Genomic DNA, 24,715 nt, shown 5'->3' on the forward strand with positions numbered 1-24,715 from the left:
CGGCGCAGTGCGATCACTTCAACTCGCAGCGCCGACAAGGAGCTTATCGGTTCCAACCACAAACGGATCAAGTTCGTGAGGCGGCGGAAGTGAGGGTTCCGTCACGCCGGTGAGGAGAGATGGCAAGAACAAGTGGCTTGATCTGTATGGGTAGTTGAGCATCCAGTCGGGTCCCGGGCCACTTGTGACCGCATCGCGCGGCACCGGACTGGCCAGATCCGCAAAAACTCGATCGCAATTCGAAGACATATGACGATCAAACATGCCCACATCCATGCGCTCGGGGGTAACTTTCAGTGCGGGGACCGGCGTTGGGGACCTGTCCGTGCACGAAGCAGGCTGGAGGCGATGGCGTGGTGCGGCATCAACCTGCACCGCCGACCCGGTTTCTCCGCGTCCGTCAGGACCGGGGGCACACGGTGCTGGATTTCCGCGGCGAGATCGACATCGTCGCGGAGGTGGAGGTCGTCCCGCATCTGGACGCGGCGACCTCGGACCCGAAGTGCCGCGTCGTGATCGATCTGACCCGGGTCGAGTTCCTGGACGCCTCCGGTCTGCGCCTGCTCTACCGCGCCCGGCAGCGGGTCCTGGAGCAGCACGGCAGTCTGCACCTGGTGTGCACCGACGCGCTGACCCTGCGGGTGCTGCGGATCACCGGCCTGGCCCGGCTGCTGCCTCCGCGGCCGACCCTGGACGCGGCCCTGGACCAGCCGGAGGCCACGCCGGGCCCGGTGTGACGAGCGAGTGCTATTCGGTCGGCGGCGCGTCGAACAGGGCGCTCACGGACTCACCGTTGTGAATGCGCCGTACCGCCTCGGCGAGCGCCGGGGCGATGGACAGGACCCGCAGCTTGTCCGTGTGCTCCTCGGCGGGCACCGGGACGGTGTTGGTGCACACGATCTCCAGCACGTCGGGCTGCTCGCCCAGCCGCTTGAGCGCCCCGGCCGCGAACAGGCCGTGGGTGCAAGCCACTCGGATCGAGCGGGGGCCCAGTTCCCTCAGCCGGTCGAGCAGTTCGAGCACCGTGCTGCCCTTGGCGATCTCGTCGTCCAGGACGATGACGTCCCGCCCGGCGACCTCGCCGATGACGGAACTGATCCGCACCCGGTCGTCGGCGAACCGCTGCTTCGCCCCGGCCGCGACCTGGGCTCCGATGAGACGGGCGAACGCCGCCGCCTCCTTCGCGTTGCCCAGGTCGGGCGAGACGACGGTGGTACGGCTGAGGTCGTACTGCCTGAAGTGCGAAGCGAGTTCGCGCAGTGCGTGCAGATGGTCGACGGGCACCGAGAAGAACCCGTGCACCTGCGGTGCGTGCAGGGTCATCGCCAGGACGCGGCTCGCTCCGGCCGCCACCAGGAGGTCCGCGACCAGTCGTCCGCCCATGGAGATGCGCGGGGCGTCCTTCTTGTCGGAGCGGGCGTAGGAATAGTGCGGCATCACGACGGTGATCCTGGAGGCGGACGCCCCACGGGCCGCGTCGCACATCAGGAGCAGCTCCACGAGGTGTTCCTGCACCGGTCTGACCAGTGGCTGCACCAGAAACACGTCGCGCTCGCGGCAGTTGGCCAGCAGCTGCACCTCCAGACAGTCGTTGGCGAACCTGCTGGCCCGGATGGGGCTGAGCGGCACGCCCAGATGCGTGCAGACCTCCGCCGCCAGTTCCGGATGGGCACTGCCACTGAACACGGCGATGTCTCGCACGGGTCGGCTCCTCGAATGATCATGTCGACCGGAAGGCTCATGCTAGTGGCCCCTGACCCCCGGGCCGCCGCCGTCCGATCACCGCGGGCACCATCCGGTGACCCCTTCGACCATCGTTTCGACGACTCCTCCGCAACTCCCGGCGCCCCGTGCGCCCCCGCATGCTCCCAGCGGTGCCTTTCAGGCCTCAACTCCCCTGCCTGTTCCGGGAAGTGGGGGGCATTCGGTCCCTAGGAAGGAGGGCCGTCACCATGACGACTCCCATCAGGCGCCTCCCCGGGCGCGTGCCGGGCTGGGCGAAGGTACTCACCGCGGTGGTGGTGGTGCTCGCCGTGCTCTTCGCCGGGATCCGGCTGAGCGTCCTGCCGGGCCTGAAGGACCTGTTCGGCACGGAGACCCATGACCGCTCCGGTCCCGCGCTGCTGGAATCCATCCAGGACATCAGCCGGTACGACGCGGCGACCGGCAACTTCCAGGTCGTGGTGGACCTGGAGAAGGACACCAAGTTCCTGCCCGACGCGATCCGCGGCAGCCGCACCCTGTACGTGGGCGCGGGCACCGTCGACGCCTATGTCGACCTCGGAAAGCTGGGCAAGGACGACGTGCAGGTCGACGAGGACCGTACGTCCGCGACCCTGCGGCTGCCGCACGCCCGCCTCGGCACTCCGGCGCTCGACCCCGAGCGTTCCTACGCCGTCTCCAAGGAGCGCGGGCTGCTCGACCGTCTCGGTGACCTCTTCTCGGACAACCCCAACAGCGAGCAGGCCGTGCAGAAGCTCGCGGTGCGGCACATCGGCGCCGCGGCGAAGGAGAGCGAACTGACCACCCGTGCCGAGAGCAACACCACGGGGATGCTCGAAGGCCTGCTGCGCTCCCTGGGGTTCACGAAGGTGGACGTCTCCTACGGCGACTGACGGCAGCGGTGTCCGCGCCGCCCCGGCGTAACGACGGCGCCCCCCGGGCGGCCGGCCCATCCCATTCATGACAGCAGTTGACGGTCGGAGGACGGAATGACCCGTACAGCCCCACGCCCACGCTTCACGCGGCGCCGGAAGCCGGACAGCGTGCCGCCCGGACGCGGGGGCGGCGGGAACGAGCGGCGTCCGCTCCCCCTGCCGGTCCGGCTGCTCGTGATGCTCTGCGCCTTCGCGTTCATGGTCGTTTTCGCGGTGGCGCTGGCCCGGATCACGCTGCAGCCCTCCCCCGCCTCCGAGGCGCTGATCCACACCAATCTGCACCCCGGCCGTTCCCTGCAGGCCTATCTGGACCAGCCCGCGCTGCGCGACGCCGCCCGCCAGGTCGGCGGCAACCTCCTGCTGGGCGTGCCCTTCGGCGTCCTCGCTCCGGTGCTGGCGCCGCGCACCCGCGGATTCCTGCAGGTGCTGCTGCTGACCGGGATCGTGATGCTGATGGTGGAGTTCGCGCAGGGCGCGCTGATCACCGGTCGCGCCTTCGACATCGACGACGTCATCCTGAACACCAGCGGGGCGCTGATCGGATACCTCCTGCTGGGGCGTCGGCTCAGCCGGGCCGTGCACGCACGCAAGCCGAAGGCCGGGGCCGCGCCGAAAACCAGGGCCGAGGCCAAGCCGGTCACCAAGCCGAAGAGCGCACCGAAGGGCACGGCGCTGAGCAGGCTGCGGGGCAAGGCCAAGGGCAGGGACCGGACCGGGGCCGGAGCGAAGTCCAGGGCGGAGACCAAGGCCGAGGCATGACCGCGGCGGCACGCCGGGCAGGACCGGCGTGCCGCCGCGGCGCCTACCGGCGCGGGGTCCAGGTGTACTTGTCCCCGCCGACCCAGCGGACCACGTCCGGGTCGTCGAGGTCATGGACGGTGATCCCGAACGCGGCGGCGGCCAGCAGCACGTCGGTGATGGTCCTGGCCTCGCCGATCACTTCTCCGTCGATCTCCACGATCCGGAACGGCGGCGTACCGGGCTGTACGCCGAGCACCATGATCCGTGGATGGGTCATGTAGAGGCTCGCGCTTTCGGTCATGCATACGAGCGTAGAGCGCAAACCGGACGAGCGCGGGTTGCGTGTCGGTGGGGGAAGGGGCTCGAGCGGGCGCCGGGGCACGTGGGAGGGGCCTTCGGCCGCTGTCCTGGTTCCGTCCGTCGTCCGGCCGTGTGCCCTGGGCGCCCCCTGGAGCTCGGGGCGCCCCATGGCTCCCGTCGAGGCGCCGGAGCGGATCGTCTTTCCGCAGAAGCGGTCCCTGGCGCCGGGGCACCTCGTCCGGGCCTTCCGTACCCCCGCCCGGGTGCTGACCGGCCGGGCGGGGACGAGGTGCGCCAAGGGCGGTGGCCGGTGAGGTGTCCGGCTGCCCGTGCCCCCTCGGGGAGGAGGCCGTCGGCACGGCGGCGGCACGGCGGCGGTACGGGGCGGGCCGGAGCTGCGGGTGTCGCTGCGCGGCGACTGCGCTCGGCCGGCTGGGCGGCCCTCACCGACCGCTCGCCGGGGCCGACCGTGGCCAGGGGGCTCCCTGCGAACCGGCGGGCAGGCCGGTGGGCCCGCGCTCGTACCGCTCGCGCGGGGTTCCCGGGCCGGGGTGACGCGCATCACCGCAAAATCGGAGCATTCGGCCGGCACACCTGGAACACACCGGGACCGTCCTCCGTTGAAAAGAACGTGGGTACGGCGGGAACAGTGTCCCCGGGCCTCACCCCTTCCGCCCACAGGGACGATCGTTCGGCTGAAGCCCTGTGGAGCCTTCGCCGGGAGGCGACCGCCTTCCGTACCCACCACCGAGCCGCCCCGGCCGTGATTCCCCCGTCGCGGTCGGGGCTTCCTCTTTTCCGTCCATGGGCGGGGGCGAGCGGGAACCTCCCGTTGCGCGGGCGCGGCCCGTCGTGCGGGTCCGCGATGCGCGCTACCCGGTGGGCTCGTCCGGTACCGGCTGCTCCGGGTCGGCGGAGGCCGAGTGCGGTGCGCCCCGCCGCCCGGTCCCGGCCTCGTCCGTGTCGGGGACGTCGGGCTGCCGCTCCGCGGCCGCATCCGGGTCGGACTCCTCGTCGACGCCCGGGGCGACCTCCCAGGGGTCCTCGCCCTCGCCCGCCTGCTGGTCGGGCAGATCCCGGGGGATGCCCTGGCCGTTCTCACCCGGTCCTTCGTGGCGGTGGTCGGTCACGGCACGCTCCCTTCCTCCGTAAGCGGTTCCGCTCTTCCGTACGCGTGCCCCGCGGGTACCGCCGCGGCACCCGGCGAAACGCTCAGTGCGGCGTCCGTTCCCGCAGAGCTCTGTGCCAGGCGGGCGGCGGGGATTCCGGGTCCGGGTCGGGGCGCCGTCCGCCGCGGGCGAAGAAGTCGGCGAGCGGCAGGATCGCGGCGCCGACCGTGACGGCGTCGGGGCCGAGGCTGCCCAGCTCGATCGTCACGTTCTCGGCAGGATGGCGCAGCGCGTACGACAGGGCGTGCGTGCGGACTGCGGGCAGGAAACGGGCGCCGAGCTGGAGTCCGGCCCAGCCGCCCATGAGGATGCGTTCCGGCTGGAAGAGGTTGATCAGGTCGGACAGGCCGGCGCCCAGGTACTCGGCGGTCTCCTCCAGCACGGCGAGCGCGACCGGGTCGGCGGCGGTGCCGTCGGGAGGATAGGCGGCGGCGAGCATCGCGGTCAGCGCCGTCTCCTCGTCGGCTCCCCGGGGGACCTTGCCGCCCTCCTCCCGCCACCGGGCGAGCAGCGACTCGGCGCCCGCGTAGGCCTCCAGACAGCCGAGCGCGCCGCAGCGGCAGCGCCGTCCACGGACCCGTACGGTCAGGTGCCCCCACTCGACCGCGCGGCCGTGCTCCGCCTCCGGGGTGACGAGGCAGGCGCCGACGCCGGAGCCGAAGAGCACGACGAGGGCGTTGCGCGCGCCGCGTCCCGCCCCGAACCACATCTCGGCCTGGCCGAGGGTCCTGGCCCCGTTGTCGATGAAGCAGGGCACGCCCTCGGGCAGGGGCGAGCCGCTGCGCAGCAGGGACTCCAGCTCGATGGCGTCCCACCCGATGGTCTGCCCGTGGACGACGGCGCCCCGGTCGGGGGTGTGCTCGACGATGCCGGGGACGCCGATGCCGACGCCGAGCAGCCGCTCGGGGGCGAGGCCGGCGGCGGCGAGCACCTCGGTGATGCCGGCGTGGATGTGGTCGACGATGACGTCGACCTCGTAGCGCTGCTGCTCCAGCAGGCGCTCGGCGCGGGCGAGTTCGGTGAGCGTCAGGTCGAACAGTTCGACCCGCACCCGGGTCTCGCCGACGTCCACGCCGATCATGTGGCCGCTGTCCGGTGTCACCCGGAGCAGGGTGCGCGGACGGCCGCCGTCGGAGTCGACGCTGCCGGCCTCCTCGACGAGTCCGTCACCGATCAGGTCCGCGACGACGTTGCTCACCGAGCCGGAGCTGAGCCCGGTCGCCGGGCCGAGTTCGAAGCGGCTGAGCGGTCCGTCGAAGTAGAGCCGCTGCAGCACGGCCCTGCGATTGGCCCGCCTGAGGTCGCGTACCGTGCGCCCGTTCCGCCCCGCCATGTGGCTGCTCCTCCCGAACCCCTGCCCGACCTGCAACATACCGCCGGGAACCACCTCGGCGCGACTTTCTCGCACCCTTATTTAATGTGGTGAACTAAAGCCGTCCGCCCACACCGTCCCGAGTCACCCCGAAAAACCGTTGGATCGGGGCCCTTCGGGATCTTTATCGTGGGACGGAAACCCGGGCCTTCCCGGTTTCGGCAGGCCGTACCAGGAGAACGCCGGAGAACCACCATGAGACCACTCACCGACCAGGACATACGCGGTTCCTTCGTCAATTGCTCGAAGGGTGAGGCCAAGCGTCTGTTCGTGCCCCGTGACCTCGGGGAGCGGATCTGGGAGGATCTGGACTTCCTGGGCTGGCGGGATCCGGGTGCGCCCGACCGCGCCTACCTGGTCACCGAGCGGGCGGACCAGGGCCGTCCGGTCGGGGTGGCGCTGCGGTTCCAGCCCGCGCGACGCGGCTCTCTGCACCGCAGCATGTGCTCGCTGTGCCTGACGACGCATCCGCGCGGGGGCGTCTCCCTGATGACCGCGCGCCGGGCGGGCGCGGCCGGGCGCGAGGGCAATTCGGTGGGCGCCTACATGTGCGCCGACCTCGCGTGCTCCCTCTATCTGCGGGGCAGGAAGGTGCCGGAGTCGGGCATGCGGATCGAGGAGAGCCTCACGCTCGACGAGCAGATCGCCCGCACCCTGGGGAATCTGTACGCCTTCCTCGACAAGGTGTGACGTTCCGGTGGCTCCGGCGGGCCCCGGTCCGTGAGCGTCCCCGGCGTTCTCCCGCACATCACCGTGTCCCCCGCACGACTGCGGAACCTCCCGAAGACGTTCGACGCTTCCGGTGAGAGGGAAGCGTCGAAGGATGCGAGAGGTACGTGAGTGGCCGGCGCAGGTCAGAGAGTTCGTCAAGCGGCACCGTGATCCGGAGATCGTGCAGATGCTCCGCTCGACGGCCGCGGCGACGGTCGCGTACGCCATCGCGCTGCGGCTCAGCCCGGGGTCCGCCCCGCTCACCGCACCGCTGACCGCGCTGCTCGTCGTCCAGGTCACCCTGTACTCCACGCTCACCACCGGCGTGCGCCGGGTGAACGCAGTGGTGGCCGGAGTGGTCGTCGCCATCCTCTTCAGCCTTCTGGTGGGCCTGACCTGGTGGAGTCTGGGTCTGCTGATCCTGGCGTCGCTGTTCGTCGGACGCTTCGTACGCGTGCACGAATTCGTGCCCGAGGTGGCGATCAGCGCGATGCTGGTGCTCGGTGTGACGTCGGTCGGGGACGTGGCGTGGGTGCGCATCCTGGAGACACTGATCGGCGCCGTGGTCGGACTCTCGTTCAATCTGCTCCTGGCCCCGCCGGTGTGGGTGGAGGAGGCCGGTGAGTCGATCGAGGGGCTGGCCCGGCGGGTGCGGCGGCTGACGCTCCGCCTGGGCGAGCAGGCCGCCGGGCACCCGGCCCACCACGAGGCGGCGGCGCGGCTGCACGAGGCGCGCCGGCTCGATCACGACATCTCCGAGGTGGACGCGGACCTCCGGCAGGCCGAGGACAGCCTGCGGCTCAACCCGCGCGTGCGCGAGGGCCTGCTGCACCGGGTCGTGCTGCGCACCGGGCTGGACACCCTGGAGATCTGCACCGTCGTCCTGCGGGTGCTGGCGCGCACCTTCACCGACCTCGCGAAGGAACGCGAGCCTGGCCCCCTGTTCTCGCCGGCGGAGGGCGTCCTCGTCGAGCAGCTGCTGTCCGAGATCTCCGACGCGGTGGTCAGCTTCGCGGTGCTGGTCACCTCGAGTGTCAGTGAGAGCGCGGAGTCCGCGGAGGACCGGCTCACCGCCGAACTGCGGCAGGCCGCCACCACGCGCGACCGGCTGGGCCGGCTGCTGCTGGAGACGGTGCGCGCGGACGCCCGGCAGTGGCAGCTGTACGGCGCGCTGCTGACCGAGGCCGACCGCGTCCTGGACGAGCTGGACACCGAGCACCGGTCGCACCGGCTGATGGAGGAGCTGGACCGGCACACCCGTGAGCAGCGGGAGCGCATGCCCCGGATCACGCGGACCCGGGACCGGCTGCGCGTTCCCGGCAGGCTGCGCCGGAACCGCCGGAGCCCCGCCGGGCGTTCTCGGTGAGGGAAGCCGACGGTGGGCACGCCGCCGGTCACGAGCACACGGAGGGGGCGCGCGGATGACCGGAACCGACGTGCGGATCGACGGGAACACCCTGCGGTTGCCGGGCGGGGCGGTGGTGCGGTTCATCCGCACGCTGCGGCTGCCGGAGACGGGCACGCACGCACTGCCCCCGGGCCTGGGCGAGTTCCCGGTGCGGCGGGTCGCGGACTACGCGGACTCGGTGCCCGAGGCCTGGCGGGCGCGCGGCGGCGTGATGCTGCCGGTGTATCTGCGGGAGGCCCTGTGGCTGAGCTTCGCGGGTACGGAGGAGCCGGCCGCGCTGCAGGTGGGGGTCGGCAAGGTGTGTGCGGTCTCGGGCCGCCCGTGGAGCGACCGGCCGGCCCGCTCGCCGCAGAACTACGTGGTACTGCCCCGGCAGCGATGGCTGGACGGCATCAACTCCGGCAAGGGGACGGTCCGCCAGTTCGTGGCCGTGCCGCTGGGCCTGGGCGCGACGGTGGAGGGCCAGGTCACCGGCGAGGAGGTGTGGGGCGGCGTCCAGCTGCAGTGCTTCCCGCTCGGTGCGGGCGCGCTGGCCCGGTGGCGCCGGGCGGAGCAGGAGCGGCTGGAGCGGCAGCGGGCGGAACTGACCGCCCGGTCGCCGGCCCGTGCCGAGGGTTACGGCGCCGCATCCGCCATGGCCGTGCCGCCCGCGCCGAGCGCGGCCCCCACGGGGCTCCGCGGCGCGCCGCGGCCCGCCGCCGCGATGGGTCTCGGTGTCGGCGGTTCCCTGCGGCAGGAGGTCTACCGGGACGACCGGCCGCTGACGGACTGGGCCGAGCAGCCGTCGGGGCGGGTGTTCGTCCACCTGGTGACACCTCCCGAGTGGCGGCGCATCACGGGCGAGGCTCCGCCTCCGTCCCCGGTGGACCGGGCCGCCTGCACCCGGGCGGGGCTGCCCTGGTTCGACTACTACGACCAGGACGCGCAGGACCTCGGCCCGGCCGGCCCGCTCCGGTCGGTGAAGCCGGTCGGCGACTGGCTCGGGGACGACCACGAGTCCTGGCAGCCGCCGTCGCCGCACCAGGTGAAGCAGCTCGGGGACGCACCGGGCAAGCCGGTGGAGGACGGTGACTGGTAGCCGCCGGGCGTCGGGGGCAGGGTCGGGGATCCGCCGTGTACGCGGCGCCGATCAGCCGTCGCCGTCGGCGCGTTGCCGTTGCAGCGGACGGGGGCAGGTGACCGCGCTCGCCTGGGAGAGGAGTACGTGCATGCGTTCGGTGAGCTGGCCGAGGTCGTCGGCGGGCCGGTGGAAGGGCAGCCGTACGTCACCGCCCGCGCGGACGCGTTCGATGCGCAGGGTGAGGCCGTGCCGGTCGACGGCGAGCGGCCGGACGCGGACCACGCCGTGCAGGCTGTTCGGTTCGACCAGACGGGTCAGCCGCTCGACCGCGTCGCCGTGGCAGTCGGCGAGGTGGGTCAGCAGCCGGGCCTCGGCGGCGGCCAGCGGGTCGGGCCGCGCCGCGGCGAACTCGTCCGGATCGACGACGACGGCTCCGGACTCCCGCCGCAGCACCATCCGCGTGGGGCGGAAGGCGAGGTAATCGTCCTCGGTGGTGAACCAGCCGGCGAGCCACAGCCGGGCGCGGATCCTCTTCCGCACCGGGACGGGTGCGACGTCGGCGAACTCCAGTACGGCGGACGGTTCGCCCCGGGGCGCGCAGATCGCGGCGGTGAGCAGCGCGCTGTCCTCGGGCACGTGCAGCAGGATGCGGCCGTCGTCGGCCACGCCGTGCGCGCCGACGAACTCCTCGCGCGAGCCCTCCGCGGTCACCGTGCAGGACCATGCGGTGGCGAGCACGGAGCGGGCCCGCTCCGCCGCGCCGGGTTCGGCCGTCCAGCCGTGCGTGTCGTCACCCATCCTCGAACCTCCTATTAGGCAAGCCTTGCCTAACCTAGCGAAGATCGAGGCGTACGCCAAGCGGATCACGTGACCTTTGCGTGACCTTTCACGGCGCGAGGACGCCGAGCAGGGCGCGTGCGCACAGGTCCCGCACCTGTTCCCGGCTCAGCTCGGAACCGCGCAGCCATTCCAGGCACACCGCGGTGGTGAAGGCCAGCCAGCCGCGCACGGCGAGGCGCGCGTCCGGCCGCCGCCCGAACACCGGGCCGAACTCGGGGTCCCCGGCCAGCGCCGCCAGGATCTGCCGCTCCTGCGCGGCCAGCGCCCGGTGGTAGACCCGGCGCACCGTCAGGTCCCCTGCCGCCTCGGCACGGTGGAAGGCACGGTAGCCGTGCGCATGCGCCGCCACGTACCCCAGGTACGCGTCGAGCCCCGACGCCAGCTGCTCCCGGACGGGAGCTCCGGGAACCGCCGCGGTCATCCGCAGCATCCGGTCGCTCTCGCGCTGCACCACCGCCGCGAAGAAGTCCCGTTTGGTGGGGAAGTAGTGGTACAGCAGGCCTCGCGAGACCCCGGCGATCCCGGCCACCTGCTCGATCCACACGTCGTCGTACGGACTCTCCGAGAACAGCCGCGCGCCGACCGACAGGAGTTGCTCGCGACGCTCCTCGGTGCTGAGCCGGCGCCGCGTGCGCCCGCCCTCGTTCGCGGCCATTCCCGCACCTTACTTGACGCCGGTTCAGCAACGGGACCAGACTGGAAAGGCGTATTGAACCCACGTACAACACGGGTTTCGCGGGCGCCCAGCGCGTCGCAGTCGCTTGCCGGACCGAAGGGGATCGCATGGCGGAGACGACGACACCGATCGTGCTGTCGAGGGGGTTTCGCGGTGCGGAGCAGGGCTGGCCCGCACTGCACCGCATCCCGCGTCCTCCCTACCGGGTCCCGCTCGTCGGCGACGTCATCGGCTCGAGCAGAAACACCCCGGTGCAGGACTCGATGCGGCTCGCCCGACGGCTGGGGCCGATCTTCCGGCGGAACGCCTTCGGCAAGGAGTTCGTGCTGGTGGCGGGTGCGGACCTGGCGGCCGATCTGGCCGACGAGGCACGCTTCGCCAAGCATGTGGGGCTGGGCGTGGCCAATCTGCGGCCGGTCGCGGGCGACGGCCTGTTCACCGCGTACAACCACGAGCCCAACTGGCAGCTCGCCCACGACGTGCTCGCCCCCGGCTTCAACCGTGAGGCCATGGCGGGCTATCACACGATGATGCTGGCCGTGGCGGAGCGGCTGACCGACCACTGGGACCGCGCGGCCGGGGCGGGCCGGACGGTGGACGTGCCCGGCGACATGACCAAGCTGACGCTGGAGACGATCGCGCGCACCGGGTTCGGGCACGACTTCGGGTCGTTCGAACGGTCCCGGCCGCACCCCTTCGTCACCGCGATGGTCGGCACGCTCGGTTACGCGCAGCGGCTCAACGCGGTGCCCGCGCCGCTGGCCCCGCTCCTGCTGCGCAGCGCGAGCCGGCGCAACGCCGCCGACATCGACCGTCTCCACCGGATCGTCGACGAGGTGGTCCGGATCCGGCGCGCGGACGGCGGCGGGGAGGGCGACCTGCTCGACCGGATGCTGGACACCGCGCACCCCGAGTCCGGTGAGCGGCTGTCGTCCGAGAACGTCCGCCGCCAGGTCATCACCTTCCTGATCGCGGGGCACGAGACCACCTCGGGCGCGCTCTCCTTCGCCCTGCACTTCCTCTCCCTGCACCCTGACGTCGCGGACCGCGCCCGCGCCGAAGTGGACCGTGTCTGGGGCGGCTCGGCCGCGCCGGGCTACGAGCAGGTGGCCAAGTTGCGGTACGTGCGCCGGGTGCTCGACGAGTCGCTGCGACTGTGGCCGACCGCGCCCGCCTTCGCCCGGGAGGCCCGTGCGGACACGGTGCTGGCCGGGGAGCATCCGATGCGGCGGGGAGCGTGGACGATGGTGCTGACGCCGATGCTGCACCGGGACCCCGCGGTGTGGGGCCCGGACCCCGAGCGGTTCGACCCGGACCGCTTCGACGCGCCGGCCGTACGGTCCCGCCCCCCGCACACCTTCAAGCCGTTCGGCACGGGGGCGCGGGCCTGCATCGGGCGGCAGTTCGCGCTGCACGAGGCGACGCTGGTGCTCGGGCTCCTGCTGCGCCGCTACGAGTTGCGGCCCGAGCCCGGCTACCGGCTGCGCGTGACCGAGCGGCTGACGCTGATGCCGGAAGGGCTGCGGCTCCGTCCGGAGCGGCGGCCGGCACCGGCCGGACCCTCGGCGGACTAGAACCTGGGGCCGGTCGGCTGGGGGCGGGCCGGTGTCCCCCGGTCAACGCGGGGGCGTCCGGGGGCCCGACGGCCCCTCACAGGCGTGGCCTGGGGGTGAGGCGGCCGTCAGCGGGCTCGCTCGACGTGCGAGTGGCTCTCGTCCGGCCCCGGCTCCCCGCCGGCGACCGCGCCGCCGCCTTCACCGCCCGCGGGATGTGGCCCGTCCGGCGACGACAAGCGCTCTGCCCGGCGGCGTCCGGGGCGGACGGGAGGCCCCGGCCCGGCGACGCGGTGCCCAGGCCCGGCCGGGGCAGCCGACCCACCCGGGTTCACCCGGACCCGTCGGCGCGGTGTCAGGCTCCCGCCGTCCAGTGGGCGGGACGGGTGAGGGTCCCCGGCAGGGTGGTGCCGGCGCTTCCCCGGGCCGCGTTCAGCTGGGGCTGGGTGAGGAAGAACGCCCCGGTGAGATCGGCGTCCGTGAGGTCGGTGTCGCGCAGGTCGGCGCCGATCAGGTCCGCGCCCCGCAGGTCGGCGCCGGTGAGGTCGGCCGCGATGAGGTAGGCGCCGCGCAGACTCACTCCGCGCAGGTCGGCCCCCTTGAGGCGGGCGCCCATGAGATCGGCGCCCCGGCGGTCCTTCCGGCGCCCGCGCACTCCGGACCGGGCCAGTTCGCTGGCCTTCAGCAGCAGCACGTTGACGTCCTGCCGGTGCGCGTCCACGTCCAGCTCCCCCAGGTCCTGCGGGGTCCCCCGGGTGAGCCGCTCCGTCGTCTCCAGCGCACGGCGCAGGTCCGCGTGCACGGGGCGGGCCGCGGGCAGGGTGAGCGCCTCGGTCAGGTACCACAGCAGCTCGTGCAGCTGCCGGACGACCGGGAAGACGTCGAACATGCGGCGGGCCCGCTCCGACGGCAGGGTGCGCCAGTCCTCTCCGCCGAAGGTGACCTGCGAGACCTTCTGCCCGGCGCCGAAGCAGTCGTACACCGTGCAGCCGCTGAATCCCTCCTGCCTCAGCCGTGCGTGGATGCCGCAGCGGTGGTCCTCGCGCAGGTTCCGGCAGGGCCGGCCGGCCTGCTTGTCCACCGCGAAGGCGGCGGAGGCGGTGAACGGCAGGGCGACGCAGCACAGCCCGAAGCACTGGGCGCAGTCACCGCGCAGTCCGGGGCGGCCGGTCTTCGGTTCCGACATGGCGTTCAGCATACGGAACGAGGGACGGGTGCCGGACCATGCCCCCGTCGGCCGGGCTCATCCCGTGCGGCCGGGCACCTCCAGACGGCCGAGCCGCTCGGGGTCGGCGAGAATGTACATGCCGGTGATGCGGCCGTCGGTGACGGTGACGGCCATGACCGAGGTGAGCCGGCCCTCGACCACGCTGATGAGGCCCAGGGAGTCGTTGACCACGACCTGCTGCGCGGCCGCGGTGTACCGGGCGAACAGGAGCGCCGACTCGGCGACCGCCCTCGCGCCCCGGAGCGCCTTGGACACGGCGGCGCCGCGGACCAGGGTGCCCGCGTCCGCCCTGAGGGTCACGTCCGGGTGGAGGACGGCGAGCAGTGCGTCGAAGTCACCTCCGCGGGCGGCGGCCATGAAGGCGTCGAGCACCTGCTTCTGCCGGCCGAGGTCGGGATCGGACGACGGGGTGGCGTCCCGGACCCGGCGACGGGCGCGGCTGGCGAGCTGCCGGGTGGCGGCCGGGCTGCGCTCCACCACCGGGGCGATGTCGTCGAACGGCACGGCGAACATGTCGTGCAGCACGAACGCCAGGCGCTCGTCCGGCTCCAGGTTCTCCAGGACCACCAGCAGGGCCACGCCGACCGAGTCGGTCCGGAGGGCCTCCTGCTCCGGGTCGGCCGGTGCGAGGGATCCGATCACCGGGTCCGGGACGAAGGTCTCGTCGATCGGCTGCTCCCGGCGCGCGGTGCGCGACCGCAGCAGGTCCAGACAGATCCGGCCGGTCACGGTGGTGAGCCAGCCGCCGAGGTTGGCGATGGTGCCGGGGTCCGTCCGGCCCAGTTTCAGCCAGGCCTCCTGAACCGCGTCGTCCGCCTCGGCCCGCGAGCCGAGCATGCGGTAGGCGACCGCCGTGAGGCGCCCGCGGTGCGCCTCGAAGCGCCGGGCCAGCGCGTCCCGGCCGCCCGCGTCCGCGCCCGCCCGCGCCGCTTCCACTCCGTTGTCCCCTCCTGTCTCGTCCGTGCCGTCGCCCGTCAGCGGGGGAACAGCTCGAAGGAGACCGCGGGCCGGTCGCCGAACCGCTTGCCCGTCTCCCGGGCCTCCCCCGCCAGGAAGCCGCGCACGTACTCCTCGGGATCCTGGTCGGTCAGTGCCTCGATGTAGGCGCGGTGTTCCAGCAGCGAGCGCACCGCCCTGTCCAGGCCGTCCGTCGCGTCCACGGCGTGGGTGGGGGTGCTGGAGCCCGCCACCGCGACCCAGCGGACCCCGTCCCAGGGTTCGAGGCCCTGCTCGGTCAGTTCCGGGAAGATCCACCGGTTGCCCGCGTCACCGGCCGCGTCGAGCACCGCGCGTCCGACGGCCACGTGGTCCGGGGTGTTCCAGAAGGTGCCGTCCCAGGTGTCGCGGTGGTTCAGGGTGATCACCAGCTCGGGGCGGTGGCGGCGGACCGCGGCGGCGATGTCCCGGCGCAGGGCGGTGCCGTACTCGATGACGCCGTCCCGGTGGTCCAGGAACTCCACCGTCGACACGCCGACCACGGCCGCGCTCGCCCGTTGCTCCCGCTCCCGGACCGGGCCGCACTCGGCGGGGGCCAGGGTGTCGATGCCCGCCTCGCCGCGGGTCGCCAGCACATAGGCGACCTCGCGGCCCGCGTCGGTCCAGGACGCGATCGCCGCCGAGCAGCCGTACTCCAGGTCGTCGGGATGGGCGACCACGGCCAGCGCGCGCTGCCAGTCGTCGGGCATGGGGGCGAGTTGAGCGGGTGTCACCTCGGTCATGCCCGCAGACTAACCTTCACCACCGACAACGCCCCGGGGCGCGACCCAGCGCGCACGGCACCCGCGGCGCTCAAGGACTCACACCTCGTCGCGGGCCATCGCCAGCAGCCGGTCCAGTACGCGGGGGCCGCCCGCGCGGATGCCGTCGTGCTCGAACTCGTCGGTGACCCAGGTGCGCAGGCCGCGGATCGCCCGCGCGGTGCGCAGCGAGTGGGCCGTGTCGACGTACATGTCGTCGTGGTAGACGGCCGCCACGGCCGGGACCTCGTTGGCGGCGAGGCGGGCCGGGTCGTACAGGGGCGTCCAGTCGGTGCGGGCGGCGAGCAGTTCGGCGGTCTCGCGCAGCGGGCGCAGCGCGGGGTCGCAGTCGAACATCCAGGGGTGCACGGACTCGCCGGTGAACAGCAGGGGCCCGTCGCCCGCGAGGGCCTTCGCCGCGTCGAACCGCGGGAACTCGGCCCGGACCCGTTCGGCCGACCAGGCGGTGGGCCGGGCGTCCTGGCCGTAGATCGGCTCGTGGATGAGGGCGTACAGGGGATGGCCCGCGTACGAGAGCAGGTTCTGGGCCTGCTCCTGGAACGCGTCGGAGAGCGCCGGGCCCGCCGGGGTGGGGACGAAGGCGTCCTCCAGGAGGTGGTGCAGCCGGTGGCTGCCGTCGTTGCTGCCCAGCATGAGGCCCAGGGACTGGAACGCCTCGACGGTGAGCCGGTAGCCGTTGGGGAGGACGACCTCGTGGTCGAGGAGGTGCCCGGCGATGCGGCGGGCGCGTTCGACGTCCTGCGGGTAGCGGGCGTAGTGGGCGGCGACCTTGCGCTCGATGCGCGGGTAGGCGGCCCGGTAGACGTCGTCGGCGTGGGCGTCCAGGGAGGGCAGGCCGCCCGTGATCACGGCGGTGTCGAGGCCCTCGGGCGCGGTGGAGAGGTAGGCGACGGTGCAGAATCCGCCGAAGCTCTGGCCGAGGACGGTCCAGGGGGCGCCGCCGGTGACCTGCGGGCGGATCGCCTCGCAGTCGCGGACGATCGAGTCGGCGCGGAAGCGGGCGAGGTAGTCGGCCTGCTCGGCGGGGCCGCCGCGCAGCGGGAGCGTCTGCCGGTTGGCGGGGGTGGAGCTGCCGGTGCCGCGCTGGTCGAGCAGCAGGACGCGGTACTCCTTCAGGGCCCGGCCGAGCCAGGACGGCTTCCCGACGAATCGGTTCGCCCCGAATCCGGGGCCGCCCTGGAGGTACAGCAGCCACGGCAGCTCCTGGCCCGCCCGGTCGCCGGCGACGACCTCCCGTGCGTACAGCTCGATCGTCTCCCCCGAGGGCACGTCGTGGTCGAGGGGGACGGTGAAGCGGCGGTCGGTGAGGACGACGCCGGGCTGGCGGTAGCTGACGGTCAACGGGGCTCCCGGGACGAACGGACGGTCGGACCGCGGCCCAGTTCAGCACATGACCGTCCGGCCCTCGGACCCGGGATCACCACGTGCGTACGGGACCCGCTGGTCAGCGGGCCGACAGGCTGGAGCGCCGGACGACGAGTTCCGGTCGCAGCACGACCCTGCGGTGTTCGTGGGGCGCAGTCCCGGTCTCCGTCTCCTCGAGCAGCAGTTCCGCCGCCAGTGCGCCCATCGTGACAGCGGGCTGGCGTACGGAGGTGAGGGGAACGGCTGCGGCGGCGGCGAACTCGATGTCGTCGTAGCCCACGATCGCCAGGTCGTCCGGGACGCCCACCCCGGCCGCGTACATCGCCTGGAGCACGCCGAGGGCGAGCAGGTCGTTGGCGCAGAAGACGGCGGTGGGGCGGTCGGCGAGCCCGAGCAGCCGCGCGCCCGCGTCCCGTCCGGCGGCGACGTCGAGCCGCTCGGTGGGCAGTTCGCGCAGGGCTTGTGGGCCGAGTCCGGCTTCGGCGAGGGCGTTCAGCGCGCCGGTGCGCCGGTCCCTGACCTGGTTCAGGCCGGGCGGCCCGCTGACGTAGGCGAGGGACCGGTGCCCCGCGTCGACCAGGTGCCGCACGGCCAGCGCGCCGCCGGCGACGTCGTCCACGGAGACCGAGCACTCGGTGGTGCCCTCCGCTACCCGGTCGACCAGGACGAAGGGGATGCCGTGCCGGCGGAAGGCCTCGATGTTGCGGCCGGTGGCGTCGGCCGGGGTGAGCAGCACGCCCCGTACCCGCTGCTCGGCGAAGAGGGAGAGGTAGTCGGCCTCCTCGCTCGCGTTCTGTGCGCTGTTGCAGACCATCACGCCGAGGCCGGCCGCTCGCGCCGCGCGTTCGGCACCGCGCGCCACGTCGACGAAGAACGGGTTGCCCATGTCGAGGACGAGCAGGCCCATGATCCGGCTGCGGCCCGCGCGCAGCTGCCGCGCGGACTCGCTGCGGACGTAGCCGAGCCGGTCGATGGCGGACAGCACTCGGGCCCGGGTCTCGGCGGCGACCGTGTCCGGGCGGTTGATCACGTTGGAGACCGTGCCGACGGAGACTCCGGCGACGCGGGCGACGTCCTTGATACCCACCGACTGGGCCATCGGGCAGGGACCTCCGAGGAGACGAGGGGCGGAAGGCGAGGGGCGGCCGGTGGTCGTTCACATTACCGGCCCGGCCGCCCCGCGATCGGCGGTGGTCGGGCGGGACCGGTCGGCGGTGCGGACGGAAACCGGGCGGAGGTCGGGAGGGCGGGGTCAGGCGGGCAGCCGGAAGTCGGCGACGTGCAGCGCCGACGGGGTGGTGCCGGTGGACCGCTCCTGGTACATGACCGACAGCACGCCGTCCTGCGCCGGCCGGGTCTCGTCGATCAGGACCTCGCCGAAGGCGTTCAGACCGGCGCCGTCGTACAGCAGGCTCCAGTCGGTGTGGTCCGAGGCCGCGGAGGCGCCGGCGATCCGGCCGTAGGGGAGGATCGCGTAGGCGTTGTCGTACCGGTCGAGGAGCAGCCGGGTGCGCTGGCTGGAGTCGAGGGGGACGGGGATCTCGGTCTTGCGCCAGGTGCCGGAGGCGGTGCGGCGGACGTGGAAGGCGCGGCCGTTCGCGGTGCGGTCGGCGACGTAGTCGGTGGTGCACTGGCCGAAGCGGCCGGGAACGTAGCTGATGATCGCGTGCGGCCGGCCGGCGGAGTCGGTGGACTGGCTCTCCTGGTTCATCAGGGAGTGGTCCGGGTTCAGCGGGTCGACGACCAGGCCGGGGTCGGTGACGGAGACCCGGTCGGCGGTGCCGGTGGTGGCGACGGCGGTGCCCGCGTCGTTGCGCCAGGTGCGGCCGCGGTCGTCGGAGTAGGCGTAGCCGGTGTCGTGGTTGGTGATGCCGCCGGGGCTGCACATGACGGCGCTGTTCTGCTCCCGCCAGGTGAAGAAGGCGTGCAAGCGGCCTCTTCGGTCGTAGTCGATGCCGTGCAGGTACATGTTGCGGGCGGTGGAGGAGCCGTGCTCGCTGCGGTAGGTGCCGGTGGAGGCGGTCCACTCCCCCAGCGCCGTCCAGCGGGTGCCGTCGTACTCGGCCAGCGCGTTGCGCCCGTTGCCCGAGACGCCGGCGCGGTAGCTGAGCTGGAGCCGGCCCTCGGGGGTGGAGACGAACTGGGGGTAGGTGAACTGCGAGGTGAGGGCGAGGCCGTCGAGCGTGGACTGCGGGGCGCCGAAACGGCTCGCGGTCCAGCTGAGCCCGGAGGGGTCGTCCAGGAGTCCGGCGGTGGACTTGACGTAGGTGAAGCCGTCGCTGTGGGAGTCCATGTGGAGGTGCAGGCGGCCGTCGGTCCTGGAGACGCCCATGGAGATGACGTTGTGGGAGTCGTCGTAGCGGAGTGTGTGGCCGGCCCTGACGGTCTGCCAGGTGCCCGCACCGAGGGCGCGGCGGCCGACGACGGCGCTGCGGTCGGCGGTGTACCAGACGGCGTACTGGTGGCCCTTGTGGGTCAGCAGGCCGTTCTTCTGGAAGGAGTTGTTGTTGACCAGGCCGTCGTAGGACACGAAGTAGACGGCCCGGTCGTCGAGGGTGGTGCGGCCGGCCGGGGTGACCGACGGGCCGGGGGCGGCGGCGCGGGCGGCGGACCCGCCGAGGGCGGGTCCGGCCACGGTGCCGAGTACGGCTCCGGCCAGCAGGGTGCGTCGTCTCATCTCGGGGCTCCTCGGGTGGGGTCCGTGGTCAGGCGAGGTGGAAGACTTCGGTGAGCGGTTTCATCGCCTCGTCCGGGCGGGCGCCGTCGAGGGTCTCGAAGAGGGGCGCCATCTCCGCCTGCCAGCGGGCGTTGACGTCGGTGGCCTCCATCGCGGAGCGGGCGGCCTCGAAGTCCGGGGTCTCGAGGTAGCCGACGAGGAGGCCGTCGTCGCGCAGGAAGAGGGAGTAGTTGTGCCAGCCGGTGGCCGAGAGCGCCTCGCGCATCTCGGGCCACACGGCGGCGTGACGTTCGCGGTAATCGGCGATCCGGTCCCGGCGGACCTTGAGCAGGAAGCAGACGCGCTGCATGAAGTACCGCTCCTTCGGCGTTTCTTCGGTGCATGCTGACGGAAGCTCGGGGCCGGTCGTGCAGGGGGCGGCCGGACAGGGGCGGCCGGACCGACGGGCCCGACTCAGAAGTCGAAGTCGTCGATGTTCTCCGCGTTGAAGACGGTGGGCTTGCCGAGGTTGATCACACCGTCCTTGCCGATGGTGTACTCGCCCATCGCGCCGGCCTCGAAGGTCTCGCCCTCCTTGCCGGTGATCTGGCCGGAGGACAGGGCGACGGCGGTGCGCGCGGCGAGTTCGCCGAGCTTCGCCGGGTCCCACAGCTCGAACGCCTCGACGGTGCCGTTCTTGACGTACTTGCGCATGTCGTTGGGGGTGCCGAGGCCGGTCAGCTTGACCTTGCCCTTGTACTTGGAGCCGGACAGGTACTGGGCGGCGGCCTTGATGCCGACGGTGGTCGGGGAGATGATCCCCTTCAGGTTCGGGTACTCCTGGAGCAGGCCCTGGGTCTGCTGGAAGGACTGCTGGGCGTCGTCGTTGCCGTAGGCGACCTTGACCAGCTTGATGTCCTTGTACTTGGGGTCCTCGAGCTCGTCCTTCATGAACTCGATCCAGGCGTTCTGGTTCGTCGCGGTCTGCGCGGCGGAGAGGATCGCGATCTCGCCCTTGTGGACGATCTGTTCGGCGAGCAGTTGGACCTCGGTACGGCCCAGGTCCTCGCCGCTGGCCTGCGAGACGAAGGCGTTGCGGCAGTCGGCGGTGGTGTCGGAGTCGTAGGTGACGACCTTGATGCCGTTCTTCATGGCCTGCTTGAGCGCGGTGCACAGCGCGCCGGGGTCCTGCGCGGAGACGGCCATGGCGTCGACCTGCTGCTGGGTGAGCGTGTTGACGTAGGAGACCTGGCCGGCGGTGTCGGTGGCGCTGGAGGGGCCGACCTCCTTGTAGCTGGAGCCCAGCTCCTTCAGGGCCTTCTCGCCGCCCTTGTCGGCGCTGGTGAAGTAGGGGTTGTTGACCTGCTTGGGCAGGAAGCCGACGGTCAGGCCCTTCTTGGTGGGCGCGTCGGGATCGGCCTTGCCGGCCGTGGCCGCCGAGCCGCCGCCCTCGTTCTTGACGTCGTCCTTGGTGGTGCCGCCGCAGGCGGTGGCGGCCAGGGCGAGGGAGGTGACGGCGGCGAGGGCCGCACAGGTCCGGCGGAGGGAGGACTTGCGCATGGTGGACTCCTTACGGGCGAGACGGGCGAGGAGGATTCACGGGGCCGGGGTGGATGCCTTGGACACCGGTGGTGGAGAGGCGGACGCCGGTGGCGAGGCGGTCCGGCGTCCGGCACGTGCGGCGGAGATCTGCCGTGCGACGCGCGGGCCGAGCACGGAGACGACGAGCAGGACGCCGGTGACGACGATCTGCGACTGGGCGGAGACGTTGACGAGGCTCATGACGTTCTGCAGCGCGCCGAGCAGGAAGACTCCCGCGATCGCGCCGCCGAGGGTGCCCTTGCCGCCGTCGAAGTCGATGCCGCCGAGCAGTACGGCGGCGACGACGGAGAGTTCGAGGCCGGTGGCGTTGTCGTAGCGGGCGCTGGCGTAGTGCAGGGCCCAGAAGACTCCGGTGAGGGAGGCCATCAGGCCGGTCAGCGTGAACAGGATCAGCTTCTGCCGCTTGACGCGGATGCCGGCGAACCGGGCCGCCTCCTCGCTGGCGCCGACGGCGAACAGCGACCGCCCGAACGGGGTGGCGTGCAGCGCGACGACGGCGATCGCGAGCAGCACCAGGAACGGCAGGAGCGCGTACGGGACGAAGGTGTCACCGATGCGCCCGGCGGCGAAGTCCAGGTACTGCGCGGGGAAGTCGGTCACCGCGTCGGAGCCGAGCACGATCTGTGCGATGCCCCGGTAGGCGGCGAGGGTGCCGATGGTGACGGCGAGGGAGGGCAGTCCCAGCCGGGTGACGAGCAGGCCGTTGACCAGACCGCAGACGACGCCGATGAGCAGGCAGACGGGAATGATCGCCTCGATGGTCATGCCCTGGTTCCACAGGGCGCCCATGACCGCGCCGGACAGGCCGGCGGTGGAGGCCACGGAGAGGTCGATCTCGCCGGAGACCACGAGCAGCGTCATGGGCAGGGCGATCAGCGCGATCGGCAGGGTGTTGCCGATCAGGAAGGACAGGTTGAGCGCGTTGCCGAAGCCGTCGACGGTGGTGAAGGACAGCAGCAGGACGACGACGAGCAGGGCGCCCACGACCGTGTCCCACCGCACGGAGGGGGACCGGCGGGCGGCGCGCGCGAGAGCGGAGTCAGCCATGGCGGGCGTTCCTCTTCTTCAGGGCCGCGGCCACGCGCAGGGCGACGATCCGGTCGACCGCGATGGCGAGGATGAGCAGGGTGCCGTTGATGGCGAGCACCCATACGGAGCTGACGCCGAGGGCGGGCAGGACGCTGTTGACGGAGGTCAGCAGCAGGGCTCCGAGCGCGGCGCCGTAGACGCTGCCGGAGCCGCCGGTGAAGACCACGCCGCCGACCACGACGGCGCTGACGACGGTGAGTTCGTAGCCGGTGCCGGTGCCGGAGTCGACGTTGCCGAACCGGGCCAGGTACAGCGCGCCCGCGAGGCCCGCGAGGGCTCCGCAGAAGGTGTAGGCGGCGAGGATCCGCTTGCGGACGGGGATGCCGGCGAGCCGGGCGGCCTCGGGGTTGGAGCCGAGTGCGTACAGCTCGCGTCCGCTGCCGAAGTGCTTGAGGTAGGAGGCGGTGGCCACGAGGACGGCGAGGGCGATCAGGGCCAGGTAGGGCACGGCCGAGATGCCGCCGGAGCCGAAGTCGACGAATCCGGCGGGGAGGTCGGCGGCGGTGATCTGGCGGGAGCCGACCCAGATGGAGTCGATGCCGCGGATGATGTAGAGGGTGCCGAGGGTGACGACGAGCGCGGGCACCTGGCCGAGGCTGACGAGCAGTCCGTTGAGCAGTCCGAAGCCGGTGCCGAGCAGCACCGCCAGCGCGACGGCGACGACCGGGTTCCCACCGCCCTGGAGGTGGGTCCCGGCGGCGAAGGCACAGATGCCGAGCGTGGAGCCGACGGACAGGTCGACGTTGCGGGTGATGACCACCAGGGCCTGGCCGGTGGCGACCAGGACCAGGATGGTCGCGTTCAGCAGCAGGTCCTTGATGCCCTGCTCGGACAGAAACTCGCTGTTGCCGGCCTGGGTGACGGCGATCATCACCAGGAAGACCAGCAGGATGGCGAGTTCGCGCACCTTGAACACGCGGTCGACCAACCGGGTGCCGCTGGACTTCGGCACCTCGGCGACGGGGGTGGGGTCGGGGCTGACGACCGTCATGCGGCCCTCCCCGTGGCTGCGGCCATCACGGTTTCCTCGGTGGCGTCGGTGCGGGGGATCTCGGCGGTGAGACGGCCCTCGTGCATCACCAGCACGCGGTCGGCCATGCCGAGGATCTCGGGCAGGTCGGAGGAGATCATCAGCACGGCGACACCGTCGGCGGCGAGTTGGGAGAGCAGCCGGTGCACCTCGGCCTTGGTGCCGACGTCGATGCCGCGGGTCGGCTCGTCCACGATGAGCACCTTGGGGCCGGTGGCGAGCCACTTGGCGAGGACGACCTTCTGCTGGTTGCCGCCCGAGAGCGTGTTGACGGTGTCGGCGATCCGGGCGTACTTGACGTGCAGTCTGACCGCCCAGTCCAGGGAGCGGCTGCGTTCGGCGCCCCGGTCCATCAGGCCGGCGCGGACGGTCGTCCGCAGTCCGGTCAGGCCGATGTTGCGCTCGATGGACATGTCCATCACCAGCCCCTGGGCGCGCCGGTCCTCGGGGACCAGGGCGAGGCCGGCGGCCATGGCGGTGGAGGGAGCGCCGTTGGTGAGCGCGCGTCCGTCGATCTCGACCTCGCCGGCGTCCCAGCGGTCGATGCCGAACACGGCGCGGGCCACCTCGGTGCGCCCGGCGCCCACGAGCCCGGCGAGGCCGACGATCTCGCCGCGGCGCACGTCGAAGGAGACGTCGGTGAAGACGCCCTCCCGGGTCAGCCGGCGCACGCTCAGGGCGATCTCGCCGGGGCGCACCTCCTGCTTGGGGTAGAGCTCCTCGAGGTCGCGGCCGACCATGCGGCGCACCAGGTCGTCCTCGGTCATGCCGTCCAGCGGTTCGCTGGCGATCCGGGCGCCGTCACGCAGGGTGGTGACCCGCCCGCAGATCTCGAAGATCTCCTCCAGGCGGTGGGAGATGAACAGGACCGCCGCGCCCTGTTCGCGCAGGGTGCGCACGACGCCGAAGAGGCGGGCGACCTCGCTGCCGGTGAGGGCGGCGGTCGGCTCGTCCATGATCAGGACGCGGGCGTCGAAGGAGAGCGCCTTGGCTATCTCGACGATCTGCTGGTCGGCGATGGACAGGCCGCGGGCCGGGCGGTCGGGGTCGAGTGCGACGCCGAGCCGCCGCATCAGGGCGGCGGTCGCGGTGCGGGTGGCCTTGTGGTCGATCCGGCCGAGAGCGCGCCTGGGCTGCCGGCCCATGTAGATGTTCTCGGCGATCGACAGGTCGGGGAAGAGCGTGGGCTCCTGGTAGATCACGGCGATGCCGGCGTCGCGGGCGTCGCCGGGCCCGTGGAAGAGGACGGGCGCGCCGTCGAGCAGCACCTGGCCGGCGTCCGGCCGGTGCACTCCGGCGAGCGTCTTGATGAGGGTCGACTTGCCGGCTCCGTTCTCGCCGGCGAGGGCGTGCACCTCGCCGGGGAACAGGTCCAGGGAGACGTCCCGCAGGGCGCGGACCGCGCCGAAGGACTTGGAGATGTCCCTCAGCGCGAGAACCGGGGCGGCCGGACCCGTGTCGGACGGGTGGGTCATGAGGGCTCCTCGACGACGTCCGGCGG

24 protein-coding genes and 1 pseudogene are annotated in these 24,715 nt (G+C 72.5%); 8 read left to right on the plus strand and 17 right to left on the minus strand.

Annotated elements, in window-relative coordinates; genetic code table 11:
* The first annotated feature begins 419 nt into the window (after positions 1-419).
* Positions 420-737 (plus strand): anti-sigma factor antagonist, encoded by a 318-nt coding sequence (locus tag OHB56_RS04080; protein ID WP_381179062.1) that lies wholly within the window; start codon positions 420-422, stop codon positions 735-737.
* A gap of 10 nt (positions 738-747) precedes the next feature.
* Here the strand turns inward: OHB56_RS04080 and OHB56_RS04085 are convergent, their stop codons facing one another.
* Positions 748-1,701, minus strand: coding sequence for a ribose-phosphate pyrophosphokinase (locus OHB56_RS04085; RefSeq protein WP_055594346.1), 954 nt, complete (start codon positions 1,699-1,701; stop codon positions 748-750).
* 251 nt (positions 1,702-1,952) lie between these two features.
* Here OHB56_RS04085 and OHB56_RS04090 point away from each other — a divergent pair, with 251 nt between their 5' ends.
* Together OHB56_RS04090 and OHB56_RS04095 are read left to right on the plus strand one after the other, a co-directional pair.
* On the plus strand, positions 1,953-2,615 hold the full coding sequence (locus OHB56_RS04090) for a DUF4230 domain-containing protein (RefSeq protein ID WP_055594345.1): 663 nt from the start codon (positions 1,953-1,955) through the stop codon (positions 2,613-2,615).
* A gap of 96 nt (positions 2,616-2,711) precedes the next feature.
* Positions 2,712-3,254, plus strand: a pseudogene (locus OHB56_RS04095) (VanZ family protein); the annotation flags it as partial.
* Positions 3,255-3,459: 205 nt separating this feature from the next.
* On the opposite strand, the gene OHB56_RS04100 reads toward OHB56_RS04095, so the two are convergent.
* Complete coding sequence (locus OHB56_RS04100) at positions 3,460-3,699, minus strand: hypothetical protein (RefSeq protein WP_055627530.1); 240 nt, start codon at positions 3,697-3,699, stop codon at positions 3,460-3,462.
* Between the two features lie 166 nt (positions 3,700-3,865).
* Here OHB56_RS04100 and OHB56_RS04105 point away from each other — a divergent pair, with 166 nt between their 5' ends.
* Positions 3,866-4,012, plus strand: a complete 147-nt coding sequence (locus tag OHB56_RS04105) for a hypothetical protein (protein ID WP_406351646.1) — start codon at positions 3,866-3,868, stop codon at positions 4,010-4,012.
* A 558-nt stretch (positions 4,013-4,570) separates the two neighbouring features.
* Here OHB56_RS04105 and OHB56_RS04110 read toward each other — a convergent pair.
* Entirely contained in the window at positions 4,571-4,828 is a 258-nt protein-coding gene (locus OHB56_RS04110; protein WP_326756486.1) for a hypothetical protein, read from the minus strand.
* 82 nt (positions 4,829-4,910) lie between these two features.
* Positions 4,911-6,200: an ROK family protein gene (locus OHB56_RS04115; protein ID WP_406351648.1), complete on the minus strand. Its 1,290-nt coding sequence runs from the start codon at positions 6,198-6,200 to the stop codon at positions 4,911-4,913.
* A 234-nt stretch (positions 6,201-6,434) separates the two neighbouring features.
* On the opposite strand from OHB56_RS04115, the gene OHB56_RS04120 reads away from it, so the two are divergent.
* The 3 genes from OHB56_RS04120 to OHB56_RS04130 all read left to right on the plus strand — a co-directional run bounded on the left by OHB56_RS04120 (position 6,435) and on the right by OHB56_RS04130 (position 9,436).
* The gene (locus tag OHB56_RS04120; protein ID WP_406351650.1) at positions 6,435-6,929 is read left to right on the plus strand and encodes an FBP domain-containing protein; all 495 of its coding nucleotides are present in this window, start codon (positions 6,435-6,437) and stop codon (positions 6,927-6,929) included.
* A 133-nt stretch (positions 6,930-7,062) separates the two neighbouring features.
* Positions 7,063-8,316 carry an FUSC family protein gene (locus tag OHB56_RS04125; RefSeq protein ID WP_406351652.1) on the plus strand — a complete coding sequence of 418 codons (1,254 nt, stop codon included), beginning with the start codon at positions 7,063-7,065 and terminating at the stop codon, positions 8,314-8,316.
* A gap of 55 nt (positions 8,317-8,371) precedes the next feature.
* Positions 8,372-9,436: a hypothetical protein gene (locus OHB56_RS04130; RefSeq protein WP_406351654.1), complete on the plus strand. Its 1,065-nt coding sequence runs from the start codon at positions 8,372-8,374 to the stop codon at positions 9,434-9,436.
* 51 nt (positions 9,437-9,487) lie between these two features.
* Here the strand turns inward: OHB56_RS04130 and OHB56_RS04135 are convergent, their stop codons facing one another.
* Positions 9,488-10,216 carry a DUF2470 domain-containing protein gene (locus OHB56_RS04135; protein ID WP_326756481.1) on the minus strand — a complete coding sequence of 243 codons (729 nt, stop codon included), beginning with the start codon at positions 10,214-10,216 and terminating at the stop codon, positions 9,488-9,490.
* Between the two features lie 88 nt (positions 10,217-10,304).
* A complete protein-coding gene (locus OHB56_RS04140) occupies positions 10,305-10,913 on the minus strand; it encodes a TetR/AcrR family transcriptional regulator (protein ID WP_055594337.1) in 609 nt (202 codons plus the stop codon).
* Between the two features lie 128 nt (positions 10,914-11,041).
* Between OHB56_RS04140 and OHB56_RS04145 the strand changes: the two genes are divergently transcribed.
* Positions 11,042-12,508, plus strand: coding sequence for a cytochrome P450 (locus OHB56_RS04145; RefSeq protein ID WP_406351656.1), 1,467 nt, complete (start codon positions 11,042-11,044; stop codon positions 12,506-12,508).
* A 334-nt stretch (positions 12,509-12,842) separates the two neighbouring features.
* Here OHB56_RS04145 and OHB56_RS04150 read toward each other — a convergent pair whose 3' ends face one another.
* The 11 genes from OHB56_RS04150 to OHB56_RS04200 all read right to left on the minus strand — a co-directional run bounded on the left by OHB56_RS04150 (position 12,843) and on the right by OHB56_RS04200 (position 24,689).
* On the minus strand, positions 12,843-13,685 hold the full coding sequence (locus OHB56_RS04150) for a pentapeptide repeat-containing protein (protein WP_406351658.1): 843 nt from the start codon (positions 13,683-13,685) through the stop codon (positions 12,843-12,845).
* A 45-nt stretch (positions 13,686-13,730) separates the two neighbouring features.
* Positions 13,731-14,651 (minus strand): RNA polymerase sigma factor SigJ, encoded by a 921-nt coding sequence (gene sigJ / locus OHB56_RS04155; RefSeq protein WP_326756477.1) that lies wholly within the window; start codon positions 14,649-14,651, stop codon positions 13,731-13,733.
* 38 nt (positions 14,652-14,689) lie between these two features.
* The gene (locus OHB56_RS04160) at positions 14,690-15,433 is read right to left on the minus strand and encodes a PIG-L deacetylase family protein (protein WP_326756476.1); all 744 of its coding nucleotides are present in this window, start codon (positions 15,431-15,433) and stop codon (positions 14,690-14,692) included.
* A gap of 78 nt (positions 15,434-15,511) precedes the next feature.
* Complete coding sequence (locus OHB56_RS04165) at positions 15,512-16,813, minus strand: alpha/beta fold hydrolase (protein ID WP_326756475.1); 1,302 nt, start codon at positions 16,811-16,813, stop codon at positions 15,512-15,514.
* A 103-nt stretch (positions 16,814-16,916) separates the two neighbouring features.
* Positions 16,917-17,936, minus strand: coding sequence for a LacI family DNA-binding transcriptional regulator (locus OHB56_RS04170; RefSeq protein WP_055594331.1), 1,020 nt, complete (start codon positions 17,934-17,936; stop codon positions 16,917-16,919).
* A gap of 153 nt (positions 17,937-18,089) precedes the next feature.
* The gene (locus OHB56_RS04175; RefSeq protein ID WP_406351661.1) at positions 18,090-19,514 is read right to left on the minus strand and encodes a BNR repeat-containing protein; all 1,425 of its coding nucleotides are present in this window, start codon (positions 19,512-19,514) and stop codon (positions 18,090-18,092) included.
* Positions 19,515-19,542: 28 nt separating this feature from the next.
* A complete protein-coding gene (locus tag OHB56_RS04180; RefSeq protein ID WP_326756473.1) occupies positions 19,543-19,863 on the minus strand; it encodes an L-rhamnose mutarotase in 321 nt (106 codons plus the stop codon).
* Positions 19,864-19,967: 104 nt separating this feature from the next.
* Positions 19,968-21,053: a rhamnose ABC transporter substrate-binding protein gene (rhaS, locus tag OHB56_RS04185; RefSeq protein WP_406351663.1), complete on the minus strand. Its 1,086-nt coding sequence runs from the start codon at positions 21,051-21,053 to the stop codon at positions 19,968-19,970.
* Between the two features lie 36 nt (positions 21,054-21,089).
* Positions 21,090-22,142, minus strand: a complete 1,053-nt coding sequence (locus tag OHB56_RS04190; RefSeq protein ID WP_406351664.1) for an ABC transporter permease — start codon at positions 22,140-22,142, stop codon at positions 21,090-21,092.
* Positions 22,135-23,175: an ABC transporter permease gene (locus OHB56_RS04195; protein ID WP_326756470.1), complete on the minus strand. Its 1,041-nt coding sequence runs from the start codon at positions 23,173-23,175 to the stop codon at positions 22,135-22,137. The genes OHB56_RS04190 and OHB56_RS04195 overlap by 8 nt, the downstream gene beginning before the upstream one ends.
* On the minus strand, positions 23,172-24,689 hold the full coding sequence (locus tag OHB56_RS04200; protein WP_055594325.1) for a sugar ABC transporter ATP-binding protein: 1,518 nt from the start codon (positions 24,687-24,689) through the stop codon (positions 23,172-23,174). The genes OHB56_RS04195 and OHB56_RS04200 overlap by 4 nt, the downstream gene beginning before the upstream one ends.
* Positions 24,690-24,715 lie beyond the last annotated feature (26 nt).

The organism is Streptomyces sp. NBC_01635 (assembly GCF_045209715.1).
Taxonomy (GTDB): Bacteria; Actinomycetota; Actinomycetes; order Streptomycetales; family Streptomycetaceae; genus Streptomyces; species Streptomyces hirsutus.

What these genes read in the sequence shown, in the direction of transcription:
- rhaS (WP_406351663.1), bottom strand. Translation starts at nt 21,053, where the DNA reads ATGCGCAAGTCCTCCCTCCGCCGGACCTGTGCGGCCCTCGCCGCCGTC.
- OHB56_RS04150 (WP_406351658.1), bottom strand. Translation starts at nt 13,685, where the DNA reads ATGCTGAACGCCATGTCGGAACCGAAGACCGGCCGCCCCGGACTGCGC.
- OHB56_RS04130 (WP_406351654.1), top strand. Translation starts at nt 8,372, where the DNA reads ATGACCGGAACCGACGTGCGGATCGACGGGAACACCCTGCGGTTGCCG.
- OHB56_RS04135 (WP_326756481.1), bottom strand. Translation starts at nt 10,216, where the DNA reads ATGGGTGACGACACGCACGGCTGGACGGCCGAACCCGGCGCGGCGGAG.
- OHB56_RS04200 (WP_055594325.1), bottom strand. Translation starts at nt 24,689, where the DNA reads ATGACCCACCCGTCCGACACGGGTCCGGCCGCCCCGGTTCTCGCGCTG.
- OHB56_RS04160 (WP_326756476.1), bottom strand. Translation starts at nt 15,433, where the DNA reads ATGACCGAGGTGACACCCGCTCAACTCGCCCCCATGCCCGACGACTGG.
- OHB56_RS04195 (WP_326756470.1), bottom strand. Translation starts at nt 23,175, where the DNA reads ATGACGGTCGTCAGCCCCGACCCCACCCCCGTCGCCGAGGTGCCGAAG.
- OHB56_RS04175 (WP_406351661.1), bottom strand. Translation starts at nt 19,514, where the DNA reads ATGAGACGACGCACCCTGCTGGCCGGAGCCGTACTCGGCACCGTGGCC.
- OHB56_RS04115 (WP_406351648.1), bottom strand. Translation starts at nt 6,200, where the DNA reads ATGGCGGGGCGGAACGGGCGCACGGTACGCGACCTCAGGCGGGCCAAT.
- OHB56_RS04125 (WP_406351652.1), top strand. Translation starts at nt 7,063, where the DNA reads ATGCGAGAGGTACGTGAGTGGCCGGCGCAGGTCAGAGAGTTCGTCAAG.
- OHB56_RS04145 (WP_406351656.1), top strand. Translation starts at nt 11,042, where the DNA reads ATGGCGGAGACGACGACACCGATCGTGCTGTCGAGGGGGTTTCGCGGT.
- OHB56_RS04190 (WP_406351664.1), bottom strand. Translation starts at nt 22,142, where the DNA reads ATGGCTGACTCCGCTCTCGCGCGCGCCGCCCGCCGGTCCCCCTCCGTG.
- OHB56_RS04100 (WP_055627530.1), bottom strand. Translation starts at nt 3,699, where the DNA reads ATGACCGAAAGCGCGAGCCTCTACATGACCCATCCACGGATCATGGTG.
- OHB56_RS04105 (WP_406351646.1), top strand. Translation starts at nt 3,866, where the DNA reads ATGGCTCCCGTCGAGGCGCCGGAGCGGATCGTCTTTCCGCAGAAGCGG.
- OHB56_RS04090 (WP_055594345.1), top strand. Translation starts at nt 1,953, where the DNA reads ATGACGACTCCCATCAGGCGCCTCCCCGGGCGCGTGCCGGGCTGGGCG.
- OHB56_RS04170 (WP_055594331.1), bottom strand. Translation starts at nt 17,936, where the DNA reads ATGGCCCAGTCGGTGGGTATCAAGGACGTCGCCCGCGTCGCCGGAGTC.
- OHB56_RS04120 (WP_406351650.1), top strand. Translation starts at nt 6,435, where the DNA reads ATGAGACCACTCACCGACCAGGACATACGCGGTTCCTTCGTCAATTGC.
- OHB56_RS04180 (WP_326756473.1), bottom strand. Translation starts at nt 19,863, where the DNA reads ATGCAGCGCGTCTGCTTCCTGCTCAAGGTCCGCCGGGACCGGATCGCC.
- OHB56_RS04140 (WP_055594337.1), bottom strand. Translation starts at nt 10,913, where the DNA reads ATGGCCGCGAACGAGGGCGGGCGCACGCGGCGCCGGCTCAGCACCGAG.